A 20644-nucleotide genomic window follows, 5' to 3' on the forward strand; every position below is an offset into this window, starting at 1 on the left:
TCACAAGGAATAAAAAAGGCGCCGTGTTGGCGCCTTTCTGCTATCTAAAAATGATTATTGCTGCTCTGCGACCTGAAGCTGTGGTCTTTTTACTTCAGACTTAGCTTCAAGTGCTGCTAGTAGCTCAAGATAGTTTTTGTTTGCGTAAGAAGCGGTGATTGACTGCTTCTGCTGCGCATCAACCTTGCCATCAACTTCAGGCGTGGTGACTGACTTCAGCACCACAAATGCCGAATCGCCATTACCAAGCTCTACAAGTGCAGATTCTGTTTCTGCCACACCCGGCTGAGGCAATTTAAATGCTTCAGCTGCAATAGCTGGTGGTACGTCGTAGCTACGACGCTTAAGCTCAGACACGCTCTTCACTTCGATACTTTGTGCTTTGGCAATCTCAGTTAAAGTAGAACCACCTTGTAGTTGCTCAAATAGTGACTGTGCTTTCTCTGCAATTAATGTCGAGGCTTTTTCATTGCTCAACTGCGTTTTGATCTGCGCGCTGACTTCCTCAAGAGGCTTAGTCGCTGCCGCTTTATGCTCAGCAACGCGAACCACCACGATATGCTCTGGTGCAACTTCTAACACTTCTGAGTTTACGCGGTCTTCTAGCAGCTCTGGCGTAAAGATAGTATTGCTTATCGCTGGTGAATTCAGTGGCTCAGGAAGCGCGTTACGACTTACCAGTTCAGTTGATTTGATCTCAACGCCAGCGGCTTCAGCAGCGTCTTGTAGCGAGTCGGCCATTTCAAAAGCAAGTTCAGCTACACGGGTTTGCTTTTGATAAAACGCATCGATCTTAGCTGCTTTTTCAAGCTCTGCACGAAGGTCGTCTTTTACGTCTTCAAAAGACTGTGCCTGTTGGCGCTGAATGTCTGTTAGCTTGATAATATGGAAACCAAACTCAGATTCAACCACTTCAGATACATCACCTACCGCGGCAAGCGCAAATGCTGCATCTTCAAACGCCGGATCCATCATGTCTCTTTCAATCCAATCTAGATCACCGCCAAGCTCAGCGCTCACCACGTCGTCAGATTTTTCTTCTGCAACAACGGCAAAATCAGCACCATTATTCAATTCAGCCAGAATTTCATCTGCTTTTTGTTTAGCAGCTTCAGCATCTTCACTTGCATCAACAAGAATGTGTGACACGCGGCGTCTTTCAGGTTCAAGATATTGGTTTTTTTGCTCTTCGTAATACGTTTTTAACGCTTCTTCAGTCACAGGTTCTGCAGGCGCTAAATCTTCAGCTTTTAGCTCGATATAGTTAACCGCCACCAATTCTGGAGCTTGGAACTGAGTTTGATTCAAGTCGTAATAGTTCTGAACTTCTTCGTCTGACACTGACACTTCATCTTTCACCAACTCTTTGCTTAATACCGCATAGTCGATAGCACGAGTCTGTTGCTGTAGCGCAATAGACTGCTGAAGTTCGTTTTTCAGTACAAAATCAGTGCCTGCAACCGCTGAGATTAACTGCGCACGAGTCATCTCGTCACGAAGATATTCACGGAAGCTATCTGGCTGGAAGTTCATTTGACGGATAACTTGTAAGTAACGGTCGTTACTGAATTCTCCACCAATTTGAAAATATGGCATTTCAACAATCGCTTTTTTAACCTGCTCATCGCTCACACGAAGACCAAGCTCTTTAGCTAGTTGGGTTTGTAATTCTTGTTGTACTAATTGATCAACAACACCTTGGCGAATTTGCGCCATATAATTAGGATCGGCTGCAATCTGTGCAAAGTATTCGCCAAACTGTTGCTCTAGTCGTGCACGTTCATTCGAGTAAGCACGAGAAAACTTAGTTTGTGAAATCTTTACTCCGTTCACTTCTGCGACAGGCTGCTCTGTGGTTTGACCTAGGTAACCACCGATCCCTGCTAACGCAAAAGATAAGATGACTAAACCTAATACGATTTTAGCCGCCGGGCCTTGCGAGCCTTCTCTGATCTTTTCAAGCATTTATTGTTTCTCTTATCTAAGTCAAAGCACCTAAGCACTTTGTGTTTGCTAGATTTGGGTTAAGCATTACACCAATCAGATTAGTGATGGTATAAAAAAAGCGTATCTTAGCAGATACGCCTTTTATCTTGAAGCAGTTCGCGATGACTCTGCACCGCCTAATTCAAATTGAATTAGTTTACTGCGTCTTTAAGCGCTTTACCCGCTTTGAAAGATGGGATGTTAGCTGCTGCGATTTGAATAGTCTCACCAGTTTGTGGGTTACGACCAGAACGTGCAGCACGCTCGCGCACTGAGAAAGTACCAAAACCTACAAGTGCAACAGAGTCACCGTCTTTTAGTGCACCCGTTACAGACTCAATGAATGAATCTAGCGCACGACCAGCAGCCGCTTTAGAAATGTCAGCATCAGCTGCGATTTGATCGATTAATTGAGATTTATTCACAATATCATCCTCTTCCATAGTTATTGTCAAAAGTTACTTCTTACTGGTAACTTTTGCTATTCATTTAGAGACATCACAGCGACTCTCTAATTCTCGAAATCTTTCTCAAGCCTAGTGATTACGGGGCTTCCGAACCAGTAGGCTTGAATACAGTGCCTAACTTAACACACCTTTTGGATTTGAAAAGCCTTTTCACTCAATTTTTTGGCTTTTTTCTTAGTTTTTTTGCGATTCCACGCTAAAACTGTCTATTGGGTGCGCTAACGCCAGTGATAATACCTCATCAATCCATGACACCGCATGAATATCAAGCCCTTCAAGAACATTCTCAGGAATTTCTTTTAAGTCACGCTCGTTCTTTTTCGGTATTAAAACTCGTTTAATTCCACCACGGTGCGCTGCCAATAATTTCTCTTTCAGACCACCGATAGGCAGAACTTCACCACGCAAGGTAATTTCACCTGTCATCGCAACATCTGCACGTACTGGATTGCCAGTAAGGCTTGATACTAAGCCTGTTACCATCGCAATACCGGCGCTCGGGCCGTCTTTTGGTGTTGCACCTTCAGGAACGTGAACATGAATATCACGTTTCTCGTAGAAATCGTCATTAATGCGTAGTTTGTCAGCACGGTTGCGTACTACCGTCATTGCCGCCTGAATTGACTCTTGCATCACATCGCCCAGCGAGCCGGTGTAAGCAAGTTTACCTTTACCTGGTACTGCCGCACATTCGATAGTGAGTAAGTCACCCCCTACTTCCGTCCATGCAAGACCGGTAACTTGACCAACTCTATCGCCGTCTTCCGCCTTGCCGTAATCGTGACGTTGTACACCTAAGAAGTCTTCAAGATTTTCTTGGTTAATCACAACTTGCTTAACATTTTTATCTAGCAAGATGTTCTTAACTGCTTTTCGGCATAACTTAGATACTTCGCGCTCTAGATTACGGACACCCGCTTCACGCGTGTAGTAGCGGATAATGCCAATGATCGCGCTGTCTTCTATATTGATTTCAGACTCTTTTAATCCATTGCGTTTCACTTGCTTTGGAATTAAGTGCTGCTTGGCAATATTTAGTTTTTCGTCCTCGGTGTAACCAGCAAGACGAATGACTTCCATACGGTCTAATAATGGACCTGGAATGTTAAAGCTATTAGAAGTCGCAACAAACATAACATCAGACAGATCGTAGTCCACTTCTAAATAGTGGTCCGCAAAGTTGCTATTTTGCTCTGGATCTAACACTTCTAGTAGAGCCGATGCAGGGTCGCCGCGCATATCCGATGACATCTTATCGATTTCATCCAACAAGAAAAGCGGGTTCTTTACGCCAACTTTCGACATGCTTTGGATCAATTTACCCGGCATTGAGCCAATATAAGTTCGTCTGTGACCACGAATTTCAGCTTCGTCGCGCACGCCACCGAGCGCCATACGTACGTACTTACGGCCAGTCGAACGCGCGATAGATTGACCTAAACTGGTTTTACCAACGCCTGGAGGGCCGACTAAGCATAAGATAGGACCTTTAAGCTTATTGGTGCGCTGCTGTACCGCTAGATATTCGATAATGCGGTCTTTCACTTTCTCAAGACCATAATGATCGGCATCGAGTATCTTTTGTGCACCAGCTAGATCTTTTTTCACCTTGGAGCGCTTTTTCCAAGGTACATTGATCATCGTCTCAATGTACGAGCGTACAACCGTCGCTTCCGCAGACATAGGTGACATCATTTTAAGTTTGTTAAGCTCTGAAAGCGCTTTTTCTTCCGCTTCTTGCGGCATATTCGCTTCGCTAATACGCTTTTTCAGGGCTTCAAATTCGTCAGGTACATCATCCAGCTCACCAAGCTCTTTCTGAATAGCTTTCATTTGCTCATTCAGATAGTACTCTCGTTGGGATTTCTCCATTTGCTTTTTAACGCGTGAGCGGATCTTTTTTTCTACTTGAAGTAAATCAATCTCGCCTTCCATCAACGCCATCAAATACTCGAGACGTTCGGTCACGTCGTCAATTTCTAGCACCTTTTGTTTTTCAGGTACTTTAATTGGCATATGAGCAGCCATCGTATCCGCTAAGCGTGCAGCTTCATCGATACCCGATACTGAAGTTAGTACTTCTGGTGGGATCTTTTTATTTAGCTTCACATAGCCTTCGAACTGGCTAATTGCGCTGCGAACTAATATGTCTTGCTCTTGCTCATCCACATCCTGAGATGGAATGTACTGAGCTTGCGCCAAGAAATATTCGTCTGTAATTAGAAACTCATCTATTTTTGCGCGTTGAGTACCTTCAACCAGCACTTTCACTGTGCCATCAGGTAGTTTGAGTAACTGTAGTACCGTTGCAATGGTACCAGTCTGATAGACATCATCAGTGCTTGGGTCATCAACTGAGGCGTCTTTTTGCGCAACTAAAAAGATTTGCTTGTCATTGTCCATCGCAGCTTCTAGGCATTTTATTGATTTTTCTCGGCCTACAAACAGCGGGATCACCATATGCGGATACACCACTACGTCGCGTAGCGCTAGCACTGGAATTTCTACTCGATCCGTTCTTTCAAGCGTCATTATGTTCTCTTCGCACTTCAATTAATTTTGGGAATACTGAGCTATATGGGGATAACGCAGATAAAGTTCAATAGTTTATAGTAATCCGCATCAAGTAGAGATCAATTTAACGGATAAAAAGCTTAGTTTTGACACTCAATTTACCGTGGTGGAATGTATAAAAAATTCCCCTAAAAACTTGTCTCACTATTGCCCTTTATTGTTATAGCAATCTGACTATATTGGTTTCTATCTGATGTTGACTAAGAAATAAAAAGGAGCGCTAGGCTCCTTTTTTCAATCTCATACTGAGCTATTCAGACGCCGCTTTTTCTTTACCATTATTTTCGTAAATCATAATAGGGTCTGATTCGCCTTTGATCACCGTTTCATCAATGACGACTTTACTCACTTCTTCTAATGAAGGAAGCTCATACATAGTATCAAGCAATACGCCTTCGACGATCGAACGCAGACCACGGGCACCCGTTTTACGCTCCATCGCTTTATGAGCAATCGCTCGTAGCGCATCTTCACGGAATTCAAGATCAACGCCTTCCATCTTAAATAGCGCCGCGTATTGCTTAGTGAGTGCATTCTTCGGCTCATTTAGGATTTCAATTAGTGCTTCTTCATCCAGTTCAGTCAAAGTCGCAACTACAGGCAAACGACCAATAAATTCAGGAATTAAGCCGTACTTAACTAAATCTTCAGGCTCTACGTCTTTAAATGTTTCGCTTAATGAGCGCTCAGAGTCTTTAGATTTAACTTCAGCACCAAAGCCAATTCCAGTATTTTTTGTACTGCGCTGTTCGATGACTTTATCTAGGCCTGCAAACGCACCACCACAGATAAACAAGATCTTAGAAGTATCTACTTGTAAAAACTCTTGTTGCGGGTGCTTTCTACCACCTTGTGGCGGAACAGATGCAACCGTGCCTTCAATCAGTTTTAGTAGTGCTTGCTGTACACCTTCACCTGACACATCACGGGTAATCGATGGATTGTCAGATTTTCTTGAAATTTTGTCGATTTCATCAATGTAAACGATACCACGTTGTGCTTTCTCAACGTCGTAATCACATTTTTGCAGAAGCTTTTGAATGATGTTTTCAACATCTTCACCCACATAACCGGCTTCGGTTAATGTCGTTGCATCTGCCATTGTGAATGGAACATCAAGTAAACGTGCAAGCGTTTCTGCTAGAAGGGTTTTACCACTACCCGTTGGACCGATCAGTAGAATATTACTCTTGCCAAGTTCTACATCACCTTTGCCGCCTTGGTTACGCAGGCGCTTATAATGATTATAAACCGCAACAGACAAGACTTTTTTAGCGTGGTCTTGACCTATCACATAATCATCTAAGTGATTTCTGATCTCTTTTGGCACAGGTAATTTATCAGACGCGTCATGCTTAGGCGCAATATCTTTGATTTCTTCCCTAATGATGTCGTTACAAAGTTCAACGCACTCGTCACATATATAGACAGATGGACCGGCAATTAACTTACGAACTTCATGCTGGCTCTTACCGCAAAATGAGCAGTAGAGTAGCTTGCTATTCTTATCGCCGTCTGTTGGAGTGTCTGACATTCAGCTACCTCATTCAATTGCTGTTATCTCTAGATAACATCGTATTTCTTTTAACTATACCAAAGAAATTTGGCTTTGGCACAGTAGAAGCCGATGAATTCAACTCATCGGCTAATTCATAATCACTTAAGCTCTCGACGAGAGTGAACTGCATCAATCAGGCCATATTCTAACGCTTGATCTGCAGTCATAAAGTTGTCTCTATCTGTGTCATGCGCAACCACATCATAAGGCTGACCGGTGTGATCTGCCATTAAGCGATTCAACTTCTCTTTAATCGCCAAGATTTCGCGGGCGTGAATTTCAAAATCAGAAGCCTGACCTTGGAAACCACCTAAAGGTTGGTGGATCATCACACGAGAATTAGGTAAGCAATAACGTTTACCTTTAGCACCGCCAGATAGCAAAAATGCCCCCATACTCGCAGCTTGACCAACACAAACCGTACTAACGTCAGGCTTGATAAAATTCATCGTGTCGTAGATTGACATTCCAGCGGTCACAGAACCACCTGGTGAGTTGATATACAGGAATATATCTTTGTCAGGGCTTTCTGATTCCAAGAACAGCATCTGCGCCACAATTAGATTGGCCATATGGTCTTCGACTTGACCAGTTAAGAAAATAATACGGTCTTTTAACAGTCGTGAGTAAATATCATAAGAACGCTCGCCTTTAGCCGTTTGCTCCACGACCATAGGTACTAACGCATTGATTGGATCGATCATACCATCATTCATGTTTTTTATTCCTTATTAGCACAGAATCTATTGCCTATTCGCAGCAACTTTATTGGACTTAGCGCGGTCCATAAAAACATTCTGTGATCGGTGTTTAGGCTAATACTTTTTTGAGCGAATTGAAACGAGTAGATATAACTGTAGCAGTAATACTCAACGAAACCTGACTCGTAAAATAAGTATAGCTAATAAAATAAGCCATGCCTCAAGATATAAGTACTTAATGCTTCAATATCAAGGCCTAAAAACAAAAATGGCCCGAATTCTCTATTAGAGTAACTCGAGCCATTTAAACTTCAGCTTAGCTGTAAGTCAATGATTTCTTCAAAGACTTATTGAGCAGCCTGTGGATTCATGATGTCGTCGAATGACTTTTCAACATCAGAAACAGATGCAGCAGCAAGTACTGCTTCAACTGCTAGCTCTTCCATCGCAACGTTGCGCATTTGCTGCATTAGTTGATCGTTTGCTTTGTAGTATGCCACTACTTCACTTGGATCTTCGTATGCAGAAGCAACTGTGTCGATTAGTTCAGCAACCTTATCTTCATCAACTTTGATGTCGTTCGCTTTGATCACTTCACCTAGTAGTAGGCCAGTTTTCACGCGAGTTACTGCTTGCTCGTGGAATAGCTCAGCAGGAAGCTCAGGCATGTTTTGTGCGTTGCCGCCAAAACGTTGTGCAGCTTGTTGACGAAGTGCATCGATTTCTTGGTCGATTAGTGCTTTTGGCACTTCAACTTCGTTAGTTTCTAGAAGACCTTTGATAGCTTGATCTTTCACGTTCGCTTTAACCGCTTGGTTTAGCTCACGCTCCATGTTCTTCTTAACTTCTTCTTTAAGTGCGTCAACGCCGCCTTCAGCAACACCAAACTTAGTTGCGAACTCGTCAGTTAGTTCAGGAAGCTCTTGAACTTCAACTTTCTTCACAGTGATTGTGAATTGAGCCGCTTTACCTTTTAGGTTTTCAGCGTGGTATTCTTCAGGGAAAGTTACGTCAGAAACAACTTCTTCACCTGCTTTTTTACCAACGATACCGTCTTCGAAGCCTGGGATCATACGACCTTGACCAAGCTCTAGAGGGAAGTCTTCAGCTTTACCGCCTTCGAACTCTTCACCGTCGATTGTACCAACGAAATCAACCGTTACACGGTCTTTTTCACCAGCTGCAGCATCGCTCTCAGTCCAAGAAGCGTGTTGCTTACGAAGCGTTTCAAGCATGTTCACTAGGTCTTCATCAGTGACAGAAACTGCCGGCTTCTCAACCGCGATTTTGTCTAGATCTTTAAGTTCAACTTCTGGGTATACTTCAAAAGTTGCATCGAATTCTAGATCTTTACCAGCTTCTAGTGACTTAGGAGCAAAAGATGGTGCGCCTGCAGGGTTGATTTTCTCAGCAATGATTGCTTCGATATAGTTACGCTGCATCAGATCGCCAGCAACTTCTTGACGTACAGCTGCGCCGTAACGCTTAGTGATGATTGACACTGGAACCTTACCAGGGCGGAAGCCATCGATACGCTGTGTTCTTGACAGTTGTTGTAGGCGTTTTTTAACTTCAGTCTCAACGTTCTCTGCAGGAACGGTGATGGTCAGACGGCGCTCAAGGCCTTGAGTCGTCTCAACAGAAACTTGCATGATTTACCTCAATCTTCATTTTTGGGCGACAAAGCGCCTTCCTTACTAACAAGACAACCATCATGCTTTTTATGGGCCTTCGGCTAAGTTGCCAAACTCTCCGTTGCATGTGACGCTTGTTGCCTGCCCTACGGGCACTACGTTAATTAATAGACGCGGCATTATAACCTATTCAACGACGGAGTCGAGCAATCAGGTTAAATAATTAGGCATATTGGTGCTAATTGATTAAAAGTTAGTAAATTTGAAATAAATGACTGAGATACTAGAGAGAAAGTGGTCGGCGATGCAGGATTTGAACCTGCGACCCCTTGGACCCAAACCAAGTGCGCTACCAAGCTGCGCTAATCGCCGAACATATATATTTTGTAGAAGTGGTCGGCGATGCAGGATTTGAACCTGCGACCCCTTGGACCCAAACCAAGTGCGCTACCAAGCTGCGCTAATCGCCGACTAATTTTGGCATGTAGATGGGGCGACTGATGGGACTTGAACCCACGACAACCGGAATCACAATCCAGGGCTCTACCAACTGAGCTACAGCCGCCACTACATGTGGATTAAAATAAGATGGCGCACCCTGAAGGATTCGAACCTTCGACCGACGCCTTAGAAGGGCGTTGCTCTATCCAGCTGAGCTAAGGGCGCAAACTCGTAAACATCTTCATGCTACTTTCTTATTTTAAAAGTGGTCGGCGATGCAGGATTTGAACCTGCGACCCCTTGGACCCAAACCAAGTGCGCTACCAAGCTGCGCTAATCGCCGACTGTGACCTTGGAGAACTAAGAACCTTTTTATCGGTGAGTCCTCGTTGGCAACGGGGTGCATAATAGTGATTTGCCCGAAGTAGGTCAAATATTTTTTTTAGTTTTTGTTTCAACTGCCTAATTTTGCCACAAATTGTTGATAAAACAGCTGACTTAAACAATTTTTGAACACTTCTTGTAGAACAGATCATGAAAACCTTTGCTTTTACGCAATGCAAACTTGGCGGACTGGCTGTTTTTTGAGAAAATAGCGGGCAAATGTCCTCCTTGGTAATAACTAAAGGGACATATAAATAGAGCGACCCCATTTTTCATCTGTATTAAGCAATCATTTCATCAATATATGAAAGTGCTTGTATAGAAGAATTTAAAGGCTCTATCATCGTTCAAGTTTTTTAACCCTTAATATAGGTCAATCATGACGGCAAACATCATTGATGGCAAAGCTATCGCGAAACAAGTTCGTTCTACTGTTGCACAACGAGTTCAAGACAGACTAGCGCAAGGTCTAAGAGCGCCTGGCTTGGCTGTGGTATTAGTAGGCCAGGATCCTGCGAGCCAAGTTTATGTTGGTTCAAAGCGTAAAGCCTGTGAAGAAGTCGGATTTGTTTCTAAATCTTTCGACTTACCAGGTGATACAAGCGAAGAGCAATTACTTGCGCTTGTTGATGAGCTTAATGCAGATCCTGAAGTTGATGGGATCTTAGTACAATTGCCGCTACCTGAAGGCCTAGACGCAGAAAAAGTGTTAGAGCGTATTGATCCTCATAAAGATGTCGACGGCTTTCACCCATATAACGTAGGTCGTCTTGCCCAAAGAATGCCAGCACTGAGACCTTGTACGCCAAAAGGGATCATCACCCTACTCGACTCTACCGGTGTGCGTTATAAAGGCATGCATGCTGTTGTGGTTGGTGCTTCAAACATCGTTGGTCGCCCTATGTCACTAGAGCTGCTACTTGCTGGTTGTACTACAACCGTTTGCCATAAATTTACGCAAGACCTCGAAACCCATGTGCGTCGTGCCGATCTACTGGTTGTGGCGGTCGGTAAACCTGAGTTTATTCCAGGCGACTGGGTTAAAGAAGGCGCGATTGTCATCGATGTAGGCATTAATCGCTTAGAATCAGGCAAACTGGTAGGTGACGTGCAATACGACATCGCAGAACAAAATGCGAGCTTTATTACCCCAGTGCCAGGTGGTGTGGGCCCAATGACCGTCGCAAGCTTAATCGAAAATACGCTAGAAGCGTGTGAAAAATATCACAGCTAAACGCTGTTCGTTTATAGCTATAATAAAAGCCTCAGTTGAGGCTTTTATTATTTTAAGCCTCACTAACTCATTAGCGTGTCCTTGTTCGCTCTGTTTTCTTCCTGAGTTACCGCTTCTCTCATCGCTTCTTGTAAGGCGGCCATCCGCTCTTCTAATTCTTCAGGTGAAATTTTTCCCTCAGCCGCAAGCTTTTCAAGTTCTGCCATTTTCTCTTTTAATTCGTCTATTTTCTCTTTATTTGCCCCTAAGCGGCTAAACATTACCGCTTCTCTCATTTTTTCGAGAAATGACTGATTACGCTCCACCACTTCATATTTATATGGCTCGTCGGCTTTATTATCGAGTACAGGGGATGATTGGGCTGCGATGTTAGCAGCCGCGACATAGTCTTGCTCCTGCGCAGCGGTATTAGCTCGTTTAGTTTGGGCAAGGCTTTGCTGCTCTGAAACGGACTCAGTGGTACGAATTGCGGAGTGGGTTTGGTAAGTGATCATGATTGCTCTCCTTGATTTGTCCAAGAAAAGCAATCACTGTGCCAAAATTAGCTTACTCGCTACTGGCTAGATATGACCAGGAATTGGCTTGTGCGGCAAATTGACGTCTTGGTTTTGACCTCGGTGACGTAATAAGTGATCCATGAGCGTAATAGCCAACATGGCTTCTGCGATTGGAATGGCACGAATACCAACACAAGGGTCATGACGACCCTTCGTCACAACTTCTTGCGGTTGGTTGTGGGTATCAATACTCTGTCCCGGCACCGAGATACTTGATGTCGGTTTTAGCGCAATTGATGCGATAATATCTTGCCCTGTAGAAATACCCGCTAAAACGCCGCCTGCATGATTAGAGGTAAAACCCTGTGGCGTTAGCTCATCTCTATGCTCAGAGCCCTTTTGCTCAACCACATCAAAGCCATCACCAATCTCTACACCTTTTACGGCATTAATGCTCATCAAGGAGTGCGCTATCTCAGCATCCAAACGATCAAACACTGGCTCACCTAAACCAACAGGCACATTTTTCGCCACGACTTTTACCTTTGCGCCGACTGAATCACCTTCTTTTTTCAGCGTACGCATATATTCATCTAGCGCTTCTAGCTTAGATTCATCGGGAAAGAAAAATGGATTGTTTTCAACCGCTGACCAATCATAATGCTCGGCTTTAATCGGGCCTAATTGAGAAAGACAGGCATTGATTTCGATGCCATGGACTTGCTTGAGATATTTTTTCGCGATTGCACCTGCTGCAACTCGAATGGCGGTTTCACGTGCCGACGACCTGCCACCACCACGATAATCTCTATGTCCGTATTTGTGCCAATAGGTATAGTCGCCGTGACCCGGACGGAACAAATCTTTGATGTTTGAGTAATCTTTTGAACGTTGATCGGTATTTTCAATCAACAATCCAATGCTCGTGCCTGTGGTCTTGCCTTCAAACACACCCGAGAGAATTTTTATCTCATCACCTTCTCGGCGCTGTGTTGTGTAGCGGCTTTGGCCTGGTTTGCGTCTATCTAAATCGATTTGTAAATCAGCTTCAGTGATCTCAAGCCCTGGTGGTACACCATCCACCACGCCACCAAGCGCGGCGCCATGGCTTTCACCAAAGGTCGACACCTTAAATAATTGGCCAATGCTATTGCCTGCCATCGTTTTTCCTCATTCCTAAATAGACGATAGAGAGCATTGGCTCCCTATCAGTTTTTAAAGTATTCCAATAGTTGTTGTTTGGATACGACAAAGACCCCTAAACCACCATGCTCAAAGTCTAACCAAGTAAATGGCGCTTCAGGAAATTGTTGCTCCATATGTACCATAGAATTGCCAACTTCGACAAATAACAAACCATCATCATTTAGATGATCGGCCGCTTCTGCCAGTAGTGTGCGGGTCACATCAAGGCCATCTTCTCCTGACGCCAAGCCAAGCTCTGGCTCATGATGGAACTCCTCTGGCAGATCTGACATGTCTTCTGCATCAACATAAGGAGGGTTCGCTACGATTAAATCGTACTTTTGACCCGGTACACCACTAAATACATCAGATTGGATAGCAAAGACTCTGTCTTGCATCATATGCTGATTGATATTGTGATCAGCCACTTCTAAGGCTTCAAAAGAAATATCGACTGCGTCTACTTGTGCGCGCTCAAATGCTTTGGCCAATGCAATCGCAATACAACCAGAACCCGTACACATATCTAAAATACGCGTTACTTTATTCGGTGCAGCTACCCAGGGGGCAAAATGTTTTGCGATTAACTCTGCAAATGGTGAGCGTGGTACTAATACGCGCTCATCAACATAAAACGGCATACCAGCAAACCAAGCTTGATTGGTTAAGTAGGCAACGGGAATACGCTGCTCAATACGTGCTTTGATAAACTCCATCAGATGCGCTTTTTCACTTTGTGTCATACGCGCATGCATGATTTCTTTGGGAGCATCAATTGGCATATGCAGCACCGGAAGCACTAAACTGACCGCTTCGTCCCAAGGATTATCCGTACCATGACCAAAAAACACCTCGTTACTCACAAACTGGCTCGCCGTCCAGCGTACCCAGTCCTGAATGGTATGTAAGTCTTGAAAGGCTTCAACGGCCATTTCTTCGGTAATAAGTGGTTGTGACATTTCCGTCATGGTGACTCTCTAAAGATCAAACTATATGGCGCTATTGTAGCGGTTTTTAAGCTAGGTTTTTATGCTTTTTTTATTTAAAATGCCATCATGAACAGAGAATCTAACACTAATGCTGACCTAAATGACGATTTCGCGATGTTTCGTGAGTCTTTGAATGGTGTAAAACCCCTAAAACAAGATCAGGTGCAGCTCAAACAAAAGAAAAAAATTCAGAGCGTTGAGCTGAAGCAACAGGTCAAGCAGCAGCAATCTGAGTTTTACTTTTCTGACGAGTATATTCCTGATATTGATACGTCAGGAACCATCAATTTCGTCAAGCCCGGAGCTGATCGCTATTTAGCAAAGCAGCTAAGGCGTGGTGACTACGCGCCCGAACTCATCTTAGATTTGCACGGGCTAAATAAAGAAACGGTAAAACAAGAACTAGCTGCATTAATTCATGCTTGTAAGAAGCAGCATATTGCTTGTGCATGCGTGGTGCATGGAATTGGTGAGCGTGTGCTTAAACATAAAGTACCGCAGTATCTTGTTCAGCATCCAGATATACTGGCGATGCACCAAGCACCTTTAGAATATGGCGGTAAAGGGGCTGTATTAATCTTGGTTGATTTACCTGATGACCCTAACTTTGGCCGTTAATTCGGCCCAAACATTGTTCTTCATCCTTTCTTACTTCGCTTAATCCAGCCTTAATAAATTTAACTAAATCTTAGCCATTTCACCCATCCTGCACTGGTCAAATTCACCACCCCATTAACTCCCCTATGCCAAGAAAAAATTAAAACACATAAAAATCAATAACATAAAAATTAAATTCATTTTGGCACAACCTTTGTAATAGTTATTGCGACTAACAAATTACAAGGAAACTTATTATGACTACTTTAGCGAAAATCACCATGACAACTTTATTGTTTACAGCAAGCATGACAACAACAGCTGCAGAAATTGATGCTTCATTACTTCAAGAAGTAAAAACCAAAGTAACGCAAGCTATCACTGAGTCAATCAAAGCGAATCTAGAAGAAATAAAAATTGAGACCAAACAGTCTTTAGAGACAGCGTTTCAAACAACCAATAACAACGAGCAAGAAAAAAAGGAAGAGGCTAATGATTAATGAACTCGAATTTCTGAGTCTGCTCGCAACTCCCGTGATCAGTTTATTTGCCGCTTACCTGAGCATTCAACTGATAAAATCACTGGGTCAGTTTATCAACTTTAACTAGCATGGCACTTGCTAAAGTAGGCAAGGTAGCCGAGTAGTCAAAGTTTTACCCTGAGAAAGCTATTGAGGTATCAGTAGCCATTAAAAAACCCGCCAATTGGCGGGTTTCTTTTTGATATCAGCGAGATATCACAAAGTCGACACTAAATTATAGTGCGCCTTCGTTTTCAGATAGGAACTTAGCAACACCTTCAGGGCTTGCATCCATACCTGCTTTACCTTCAGTCCAACCAGCTGGACATACTTCACCGTGCTCTTCGTGGAATGCTAGTGCATCAACCATGCGAAGCATTTCGTCGATGTTACGGCCTAGTGGTAGGTCGTTAACTACTTGGTGACGTACATTACCTTCAGCATCGATTAGGAAAGAGCCACGGAAAGCAACACCAGCTTCTGGATGCTCAACGTCGTATGCTTGACAGATTTCGTGCTTAACATCAGCGATTAGATCGTATTTAACTTGACCGATACCGCCTTCGTTTACTGGAGTGTTACGCCATGCGTTGTGTGAGAATTGAGAATCGATAGAAACACCGATCACTTCAACACCACGCTTTTGGAACTCTTCGTAACGCTTGTCGAACGCGATTAGCTCTGAAGGACAAACAAACGTGAAGTCTAGTGGGTAAAAGAAAACAACCGCTTTTTTACCTTTAATACGCTCGTGCAGGTTGTAGCTATCTACGATCTCACCGTTACCTAGTACTGCTGCTGCTGTAAAGTCTGGTGCCTTGCGGCCTACTAATACACCCATTTTTATCTCCAATAGTTAGGTTTATTTCCAATCTTATCTTGGTATCTCGTGTCGAGACCAAAATATCTTGTTCATAATATTGTGGCGTGCTTATGAAAAAACAACCCTAGCTAAATTCATAACTAAAGTCTCTTTGTCATTCTCACCGCCAAAAAAACTGCGCCTAGTGTATTTGGCAAGCGCCATAATTAACAATCGAATTTACCGATAGCACCAATCTATAAATTCGATGAGACAAAAATGCCTCCGCTCAAGATGCCATTCGGAGATCAAAAAAGGCTTCACGAAGAAGCCTTTTTAAGATGTCTATCACTCAGTGGACATTAGTCCATGATATTTTCAGGCATATCACCGCGGATCTGCTGCCAAATTTCACCCGATTGGTGACCATACTTACGCATCAATGAAATAGCACCATCGTGTTCTTGATTTTCTGCCAGTTTGGTTAAATCTGCATAGAACTGTCTCGCCAGTCCTCGTGTTCTTGAATCAGAAAAGTAATGGCAACCAATTTTTGAGTATAAACCTCTGAAGCCATTTAAAATAAGCACATAAATTTTGTTTTGCCCAGCACCCGCCAGCTCATGGTGAACTTGGTAGTCATAATCGGCAAACGCTTCTGCGGTGTCTTCTAGCTCTTCATGCTTAGACAAAATATCGATAACACGCTGCGGATTGAATTTTATCGCCGCACGCGTATAGATAGCACTAATATTGGTACGCGCTGACAGCAGCTGATCGGTCAGCTCAGGCATCTTATCTTCATCAAGACGCGCTAAGGTTTCTAAAATATTAAGCCCTGATGTTTCCCAAAAGTTATTTACTCGGGTTGGCTTACCATGTTGGATAGTCAACCAGCCATCACGAGCTAGCCTTTGTAATACTTCGCGCAGTGTTGTTCTTGTTACACCAATGAGTTCAGAAAGCTCACGCTCAGCAGGTAGAATGGATCCCGGAGGGAATTCACCGTTCCAAATTGACTCAACAATATATTCTTCAGCAAATCCAGCTGGGCTCTTGGCTTTGAAAATTCTCATCTCACACCACTTTATTATTACATCAATGCCTTGATTGGCAGGTTGTGCTTGTTAATCCACTGATTGTACCAGATGAAGCTCAACTAACAAGCTACAAATCGCCCTAGCTGAAAATAGCCATGTTTAATGCAGGTGAGATTGTGATGCGGCGTGAGGTTTAGGACTCACTTAAGGCGATATAGACTTGGCCATAACGGGCTCATTTTTGCTAAACACTGAGCTGTTAATGTAAACAAATTGCTCCTCATCAGACCATCCTACCTCTGCTTTCATTTTGTATAAATCAAATGCTTCACCTAAAGTGCACACGAAACGACTGCGAAATAAACAGACAAAGCGGCATGTAATAATGTTATTGGACATCTTTTGCAATTTACTTTCGAGCGTTGCTTGCAAACAACAAAGCAGCTTAAGGAAACCAAAACTCACAGGCAACAAAATCGAACCCTGTTTTTAAAAGCCAATATCAAAGTCTGCCGAAACACAGAACCCCTATTCAAGGAATCACCAAAAAAATTCGCTCCCTAGTTTTAAATCACAGAGCGAATTTTATGTATGAGTAACCTAACGTTTTAGAGCTCGTTCTGTCTGCTTTCAAGCTTATTCAGCCATGCTTGTTTAAATTCGTGGTCTGATGTCAAAGTGAGATAAAGATCCGTAGCAAAAAAACTATCATTGTAGTCGGGTAACCAGCCAGTGTTGAGCAGCTGCGTTAGCGCTTGTTGTGTTTCTGCTGCGTCATTGTTAAGTGCGGACCAATATGGAGATAAAGCTGCATCTAGCTGATTTCCTTGATTAAGGTATTGTTCTAACAACTGTGTTACCCGCTTAAGCTCGCTATCTTGACCAGTACGTTTCAGCATCAGGGCATAAGTAAGGTATTGCCCTACATTGCCTGCCTCTGGCAATGTAAGCGCCGCGATATCAGCAAAATGCTGTTCAAAAAGCGTTAGCGCGGGTTGTACTTTCTGCCGTGCAAGTAAAGCCAGAATATAGGGCATCACATAATGATTACCCTTTGAGTCTAGCTCGTATCGCTGCTTTAAGAGTCCTTCAGCCTTTTCTACATCACCTTGTCGCCATGCGATCCCGGCTTCAACATAGAGTCTAAATGCTGTAGAAATTGAACCTAAATTTGCGGCTTGCTGATATGTCTCCTCAGCTTCTTCTGCGCGCCCTAAACTCAATAACACCAATATGTGGCTCAACTGCTGCGCGGGGTACAATTTACTATGACTGATGTGATTGTTTTGGTACCACAGCAAATATTGGCTTGCTCTATTCTGGTTAAGCGGATAAAAGTCTAGCGCATAGAGCGGATTGTTTTTGGTGTGGGGGGCAACGGCAACGCTACGATCAAAATATTTTCGCGCGAGCACTAACTCTCTAAAATTCAAATAGGCATAGGCTAATCCTCGGATAATAACCGCATCGTTTGGTGCTAACTGATACGCTTGTTTATGCGCAGCAATTGCATCGGGTATTTTGTGTTGGTCCCGAAGAAATCGACCATACCAATGCCATAGGCGAGCATGCTTGGTTGAGAGCTCAAATCCGCGCTTAAAATAATCCTGTGCTTGCTCAATTTCACTCTCCATCACCGCAAAGCGCGCAAGAGAGGTTATCACTTCAATATTTGTATCATCTAAGATCCGTGCCTTTTCTAACAATGGCCGACACAAAGCAAGCGATTCATACTCTGACACCGCGCCATATACGCTAAGCCCCATAAAGACATTGCATAAGCCACTGAGTGCCTCGACATTATCACTTTGTTTAGATAACACTTGTTGATAAATCGTTTTCGCTCGCGCTAACTCCTCCACCGCTGTACTTTGAGATAGGTGTGTGGCAAGAGTGATCTCATCAAAATACGGGTTGTTTTGTGTCTTGTGCTTTTGATCAGTTTGAATATAAAAAGCAAAAAAAGCGATGAGCGCGAGCAATGTAATGGTGACACCAAACAGCCAAATTCGCTTTTTGCTCACTGGCATCACAGCCGCTTTATGCTCTCTAAGCGCAATGTTTGGATGAATACGGTAGCCTTGAGCTGATATTCTTTCTACATATTCTTCGTATTGCGGATCTGTGTTTAAAATCTTTCTTAACTGCGCCACAGCTTGATAGACCGAGTTGTCAGACACCACCTTCGGGTGCCAAACTAACTCGACGAGAGTATCAATACTCAGAGGCTCAGGTTTCGCATCGATCAGCACCAACAGTAATTTCATCACTTTTGGGGTGACGGTATATTCACGGCCAGTCGGATACTCCACAATCTGGTTCAATTTAGGCACAACAAGCCAATTTCCCAAAAGCAAATTTTTCAACCCCAGAACACCTTACATTATTGATTATTATAGTTTTAATTAAATTAAGAAAAATTTCAGAGTTAATTTATATGAAAATTAAAACACAAAGTACCTCGCCAGTTATGCTCGAAGGCATCTAATACAACACTAACTGGTTTTCATTATGAAAAAACAAACATTAATATTTGCGGCCTGTTGCGCCCTGTCTTCTCATGCATTATTTGCAGCAGTGGACCTTCGTATCGACAATGCTACCATTTTAAATCCTATTGATAAGCATCAAGTCAATATCATTTCCAATCATTGGCTCGCCATCCGAGATGGCAAAATTATACAAGTCTCTGACTCAAGTCAAAAACCGGATGCAGCAAAGGTTATTGATGCTCATGGTCAATACCTCATACCAGGGTTAACCGATAGCCATGTCCACCTAAAAACAATGCCGGGATTGCTTAACACTTCCCCTAGAGCTCGCCAAATGCAGGCAGCATTTTTACAACGGCAAGGCGCTAATTATCTTTACTATGGCGTCACGCAAGTTATTGATCCGTCAAACACTGCAACCGGCATGACCGAATTTACTGCAAATGGCCCCGCACCCGACGCCTACTTTTGTGGCGCAATGCCAGTTTACCAAGGGTACAACGCAGAAGGCCTTAGTTACTCAAAGCTACATCAACATAAACCCTACTTTGCTGCGCAACACAGCGATCCTGCTCATGAGCTAACGCCATCTCAAGCACATGCTCACCAAGGAGCTCAGCCCTTAACGCGAATGAAATCTGACGGTGCAACTTGTGCCAAACTGTACTTTGAAGATGGCTTTGGAGAAAACAGTGCTATACCGCTTATTAACCAAGAAACTGCCAAACACTTAGTCGAGTCCGCAAACTCATTGAAGTTACCCGTAATGGCACATGCGAATGCCATTGATATGCAACAACTTGCTGTAGATGCCAATATCAACGTTATGGCGCATGGACTTTGGAACTGGTTAGCGCCAAATACAGCCCCTAGCGAAAGCGAACTGCCAACCAATGTAAAAGCTGTGCTGGATACCATCATCGAAAAAGACATCGCCTATCAAGCCACATTAAATGTGATGAATGCTCTAGCGAAAGTGACTGACAACACTTTCACCTTCTCGTCTGAATATCGTACCGTATTACCTCCGTCTCAAATTGCTTGGTATCAAAGTGAACCTGGTCGCTGGTTTTCTCGAGAAATGGGGCAAGGCTGGGGTGAAATAAGTAATCAACAAAAGGTGGCTAAACTTGAGCAAGTTTTCTCTCAAGGGCAACGAGCACTACATTATCTATATAAAAATGGCGCAACCTTGCTACTTGGCTCAGATACGCCACCCGCACCAACTTATGTCTCGCAACCTGGCTTATCGACTTATCAAGAGTTAACAATGATGGATCAAGCCGGAGTAGGCCTCGTTAGCTTGCTATCTGCTGCAACCATTAATAATGCGAAAACATTTGCAATAGACAACCAGTACGGCAGTATCGCAGCTGGAAAAGTGGCAAATCTATTACTTTTAAATAGTAACCCTTTGCAGTCAGTCGCGGCTTACAACGATATTGAATACGTTATCTTACATGGCTCCGCCTTTGAGCGTGCGACTTTTCATATCGATGCCCTCGAGAAAAGTGAATGAGTAAATACGTCAGAATAGAAATA

The 20644-nt window shown here is 43.4% G+C and carries 16 protein-coding genes and 5 tRNA genes; 4 read left to right on the forward strand and 17 right to left on the reverse strand.

What is annotated here, in order from left to right:
* Window positions 1-54: 54 nt before the first annotated feature.
* The 11 genes from MHN30_RS13300 to MHN30_RS13350 all read right to left on the reverse strand — a co-directional run bounded on the left by MHN30_RS13300 (window position 55) and on the right by MHN30_RS13350 (window position 9704).
* Complete coding sequence (locus MHN30_RS13300; RefSeq protein WP_239359946.1) at window positions 55-1965, reverse strand: SurA N-terminal domain-containing protein; 1911 nt, start codon at window positions 1963-1965, stop codon at window positions 55-57.
* Between the two features lie 173 nt (window positions 1966-2138).
* Window positions 2139-2411, reverse strand: a complete 273-nt coding sequence (hupB, locus tag MHN30_RS13305) for a nucleoid-associated protein HU-beta (RefSeq protein ID WP_010371157.1) — start codon at window positions 2409-2411, stop codon at window positions 2139-2141.
* Window positions 2412-2627: 216 nt separating this feature from the next.
* Window positions 2628-4985, reverse strand: coding sequence for an endopeptidase La (gene lon, locus MHN30_RS13310; RefSeq protein ID WP_239359947.1), 2358 nt, complete (start codon window positions 4983-4985; stop codon window positions 2628-2630).
* Window positions 4986-5277: 292 nt separating this feature from the next.
* Window positions 5278-6561, reverse strand: coding sequence for an ATP-dependent protease ATP-binding subunit ClpX (gene clpX / locus MHN30_RS13315; protein ID WP_010606725.1), 1284 nt, complete (start codon window positions 6559-6561; stop codon window positions 5278-5280).
* 122 nt (window positions 6562-6683) lie between these two features.
* Complete coding sequence (gene clpP, locus MHN30_RS13320; protein WP_010606724.1) at window positions 6684-7301, reverse strand: ATP-dependent Clp endopeptidase proteolytic subunit ClpP; 618 nt, start codon at window positions 7299-7301, stop codon at window positions 6684-6686.
* Between the two features lie 332 nt (window positions 7302-7633).
* Window positions 7634-8938 (reverse strand): trigger factor, encoded by a 1305-nt coding sequence (gene tig, locus MHN30_RS13325; RefSeq protein ID WP_239359948.1) that lies wholly within the window; start codon window positions 8936-8938, stop codon window positions 7634-7636.
* Window positions 8939-9215: 277 nt separating this feature from the next.
* Window positions 9216-9292 (reverse strand) — tRNA-Pro (locus tag MHN30_RS13330).
* Between the two features lie 21 nt (window positions 9293-9313).
* Window positions 9314-9390, reverse strand: a tRNA-Pro gene (locus tag MHN30_RS13335).
* 19 nt (window positions 9391-9409) lie between these two features.
* Window positions 9410-9485, reverse strand: a tRNA-His gene (locus MHN30_RS13340).
* Window positions 9486-9509: 24 nt separating this feature from the next.
* A tRNA-Arg gene (locus MHN30_RS13345) sits at window positions 9510-9586 on the reverse strand.
* 41 nt (window positions 9587-9627) lie between these two features.
* A tRNA-Pro gene (locus MHN30_RS13350) sits at window positions 9628-9704 on the reverse strand.
* Window positions 9705-10124: 420 nt separating this feature from the next.
* On the opposite strand from MHN30_RS13350, the gene folD reads away from it, so the two are divergent.
* Complete coding sequence (gene folD, locus MHN30_RS13355) at window positions 10125-10979, forward strand: bifunctional methylenetetrahydrofolate dehydrogenase/methenyltetrahydrofolate cyclohydrolase FolD (RefSeq protein WP_010371140.1); 855 nt, start codon at window positions 10125-10127, stop codon at window positions 10977-10979.
* 62 nt (window positions 10980-11041) lie between these two features.
* On the opposite strand, the gene MHN30_RS13360 is transcribed toward folD, so the two are convergent.
* From MHN30_RS13360 to prmB, 3 genes are all read right to left on the reverse strand, one after another.
* Entirely contained in the window at window positions 11042-11473 is a 432-nt protein-coding gene (locus MHN30_RS13360) for a hypothetical protein (RefSeq protein WP_239359949.1), read from the reverse strand.
* Between the two features lie 66 nt (window positions 11474-11539).
* Window positions 11540-12637: a chorismate synthase gene (gene aroC, locus MHN30_RS13365; protein ID WP_010371135.1), complete on the reverse strand. Its 1098-nt coding sequence runs from the start codon at window positions 12635-12637 to the stop codon at window positions 11540-11542.
* A 47-nt stretch (window positions 12638-12684) separates the two neighbouring features.
* The gene (gene prmB / locus MHN30_RS13370; RefSeq protein ID WP_026000853.1) at window positions 12685-13620 is read right to left on the reverse strand and encodes a 50S ribosomal protein L3 N(5)-glutamine methyltransferase; all 936 of its coding nucleotides are present in this window, start codon (window positions 13618-13620) and stop codon (window positions 12685-12687) included.
* A gap of 96 nt (window positions 13621-13716) precedes the next feature.
* Between prmB and smrB the strand changes: the two genes are divergently transcribed.
* Together smrB and MHN30_RS13380 are read left to right on the forward strand one after the other, a co-directional pair.
* On the forward strand, window positions 13717-14268 hold the full coding sequence (gene smrB / locus MHN30_RS13375; RefSeq protein ID WP_130163757.1) for an endonuclease SmrB: 552 nt from the start codon (window positions 13717-13719) through the stop codon (window positions 14266-14268).
* A gap of 236 nt (window positions 14269-14504) precedes the next feature.
* A complete protein-coding gene (locus tag MHN30_RS13380; RefSeq protein ID WP_130163756.1) occupies window positions 14505-14747 on the forward strand; it encodes a hypothetical protein in 243 nt (80 codons plus the stop codon).
* Between the two features lie 256 nt (window positions 14748-15003).
* Here MHN30_RS13380 and MHN30_RS13385 read toward each other — a convergent pair whose 3' ends face one another.
* The 3 genes from MHN30_RS13385 to MHN30_RS13395 form a co-directional block, all read right to left on the reverse strand.
* Window positions 15004-15609 (reverse strand): peroxiredoxin C, encoded by a 606-nt coding sequence (locus MHN30_RS13385; protein ID WP_010371125.1) that lies wholly within the window; start codon window positions 15607-15609, stop codon window positions 15004-15006.
* 323 nt (window positions 15610-15932) lie between these two features.
* Window positions 15933-16646: a fatty acid metabolism transcriptional regulator FadR gene (gene fadR / locus MHN30_RS13390; RefSeq protein ID WP_010371123.1), complete on the reverse strand. Its 714-nt coding sequence runs from the start codon at window positions 16644-16646 to the stop codon at window positions 15933-15935.
* Window positions 16647-17218: 572 nt separating this feature from the next.
* Window positions 17219-18976 (reverse strand): winged helix-turn-helix domain-containing protein, encoded by a 1758-nt coding sequence (locus MHN30_RS13395; RefSeq protein WP_239359950.1) that lies wholly within the window; start codon window positions 18974-18976, stop codon window positions 17219-17221.
* 145 nt (window positions 18977-19121) lie between these two features.
* On the opposite strand from MHN30_RS13395, the gene MHN30_RS13400 reads away from it, so the two are divergent.
* Window positions 19122-20621 (forward strand): amidohydrolase family protein, encoded by a 1500-nt coding sequence (locus MHN30_RS13400; protein ID WP_239359951.1) that lies wholly within the window; start codon window positions 19122-19124, stop codon window positions 20619-20621.
* The last annotated feature ends 23 nt before the right edge of the window (window positions 20622-20644 follow it).

It is taken from the genome of Pseudoalteromonas sp. OF7H-1 (assembly GCF_022347825.1).
Taxonomy (GTDB): domain Bacteria; phylum Pseudomonadota; class Gammaproteobacteria; order Enterobacterales; family Alteromonadaceae; genus Pseudoalteromonas; species Pseudoalteromonas maricaloris.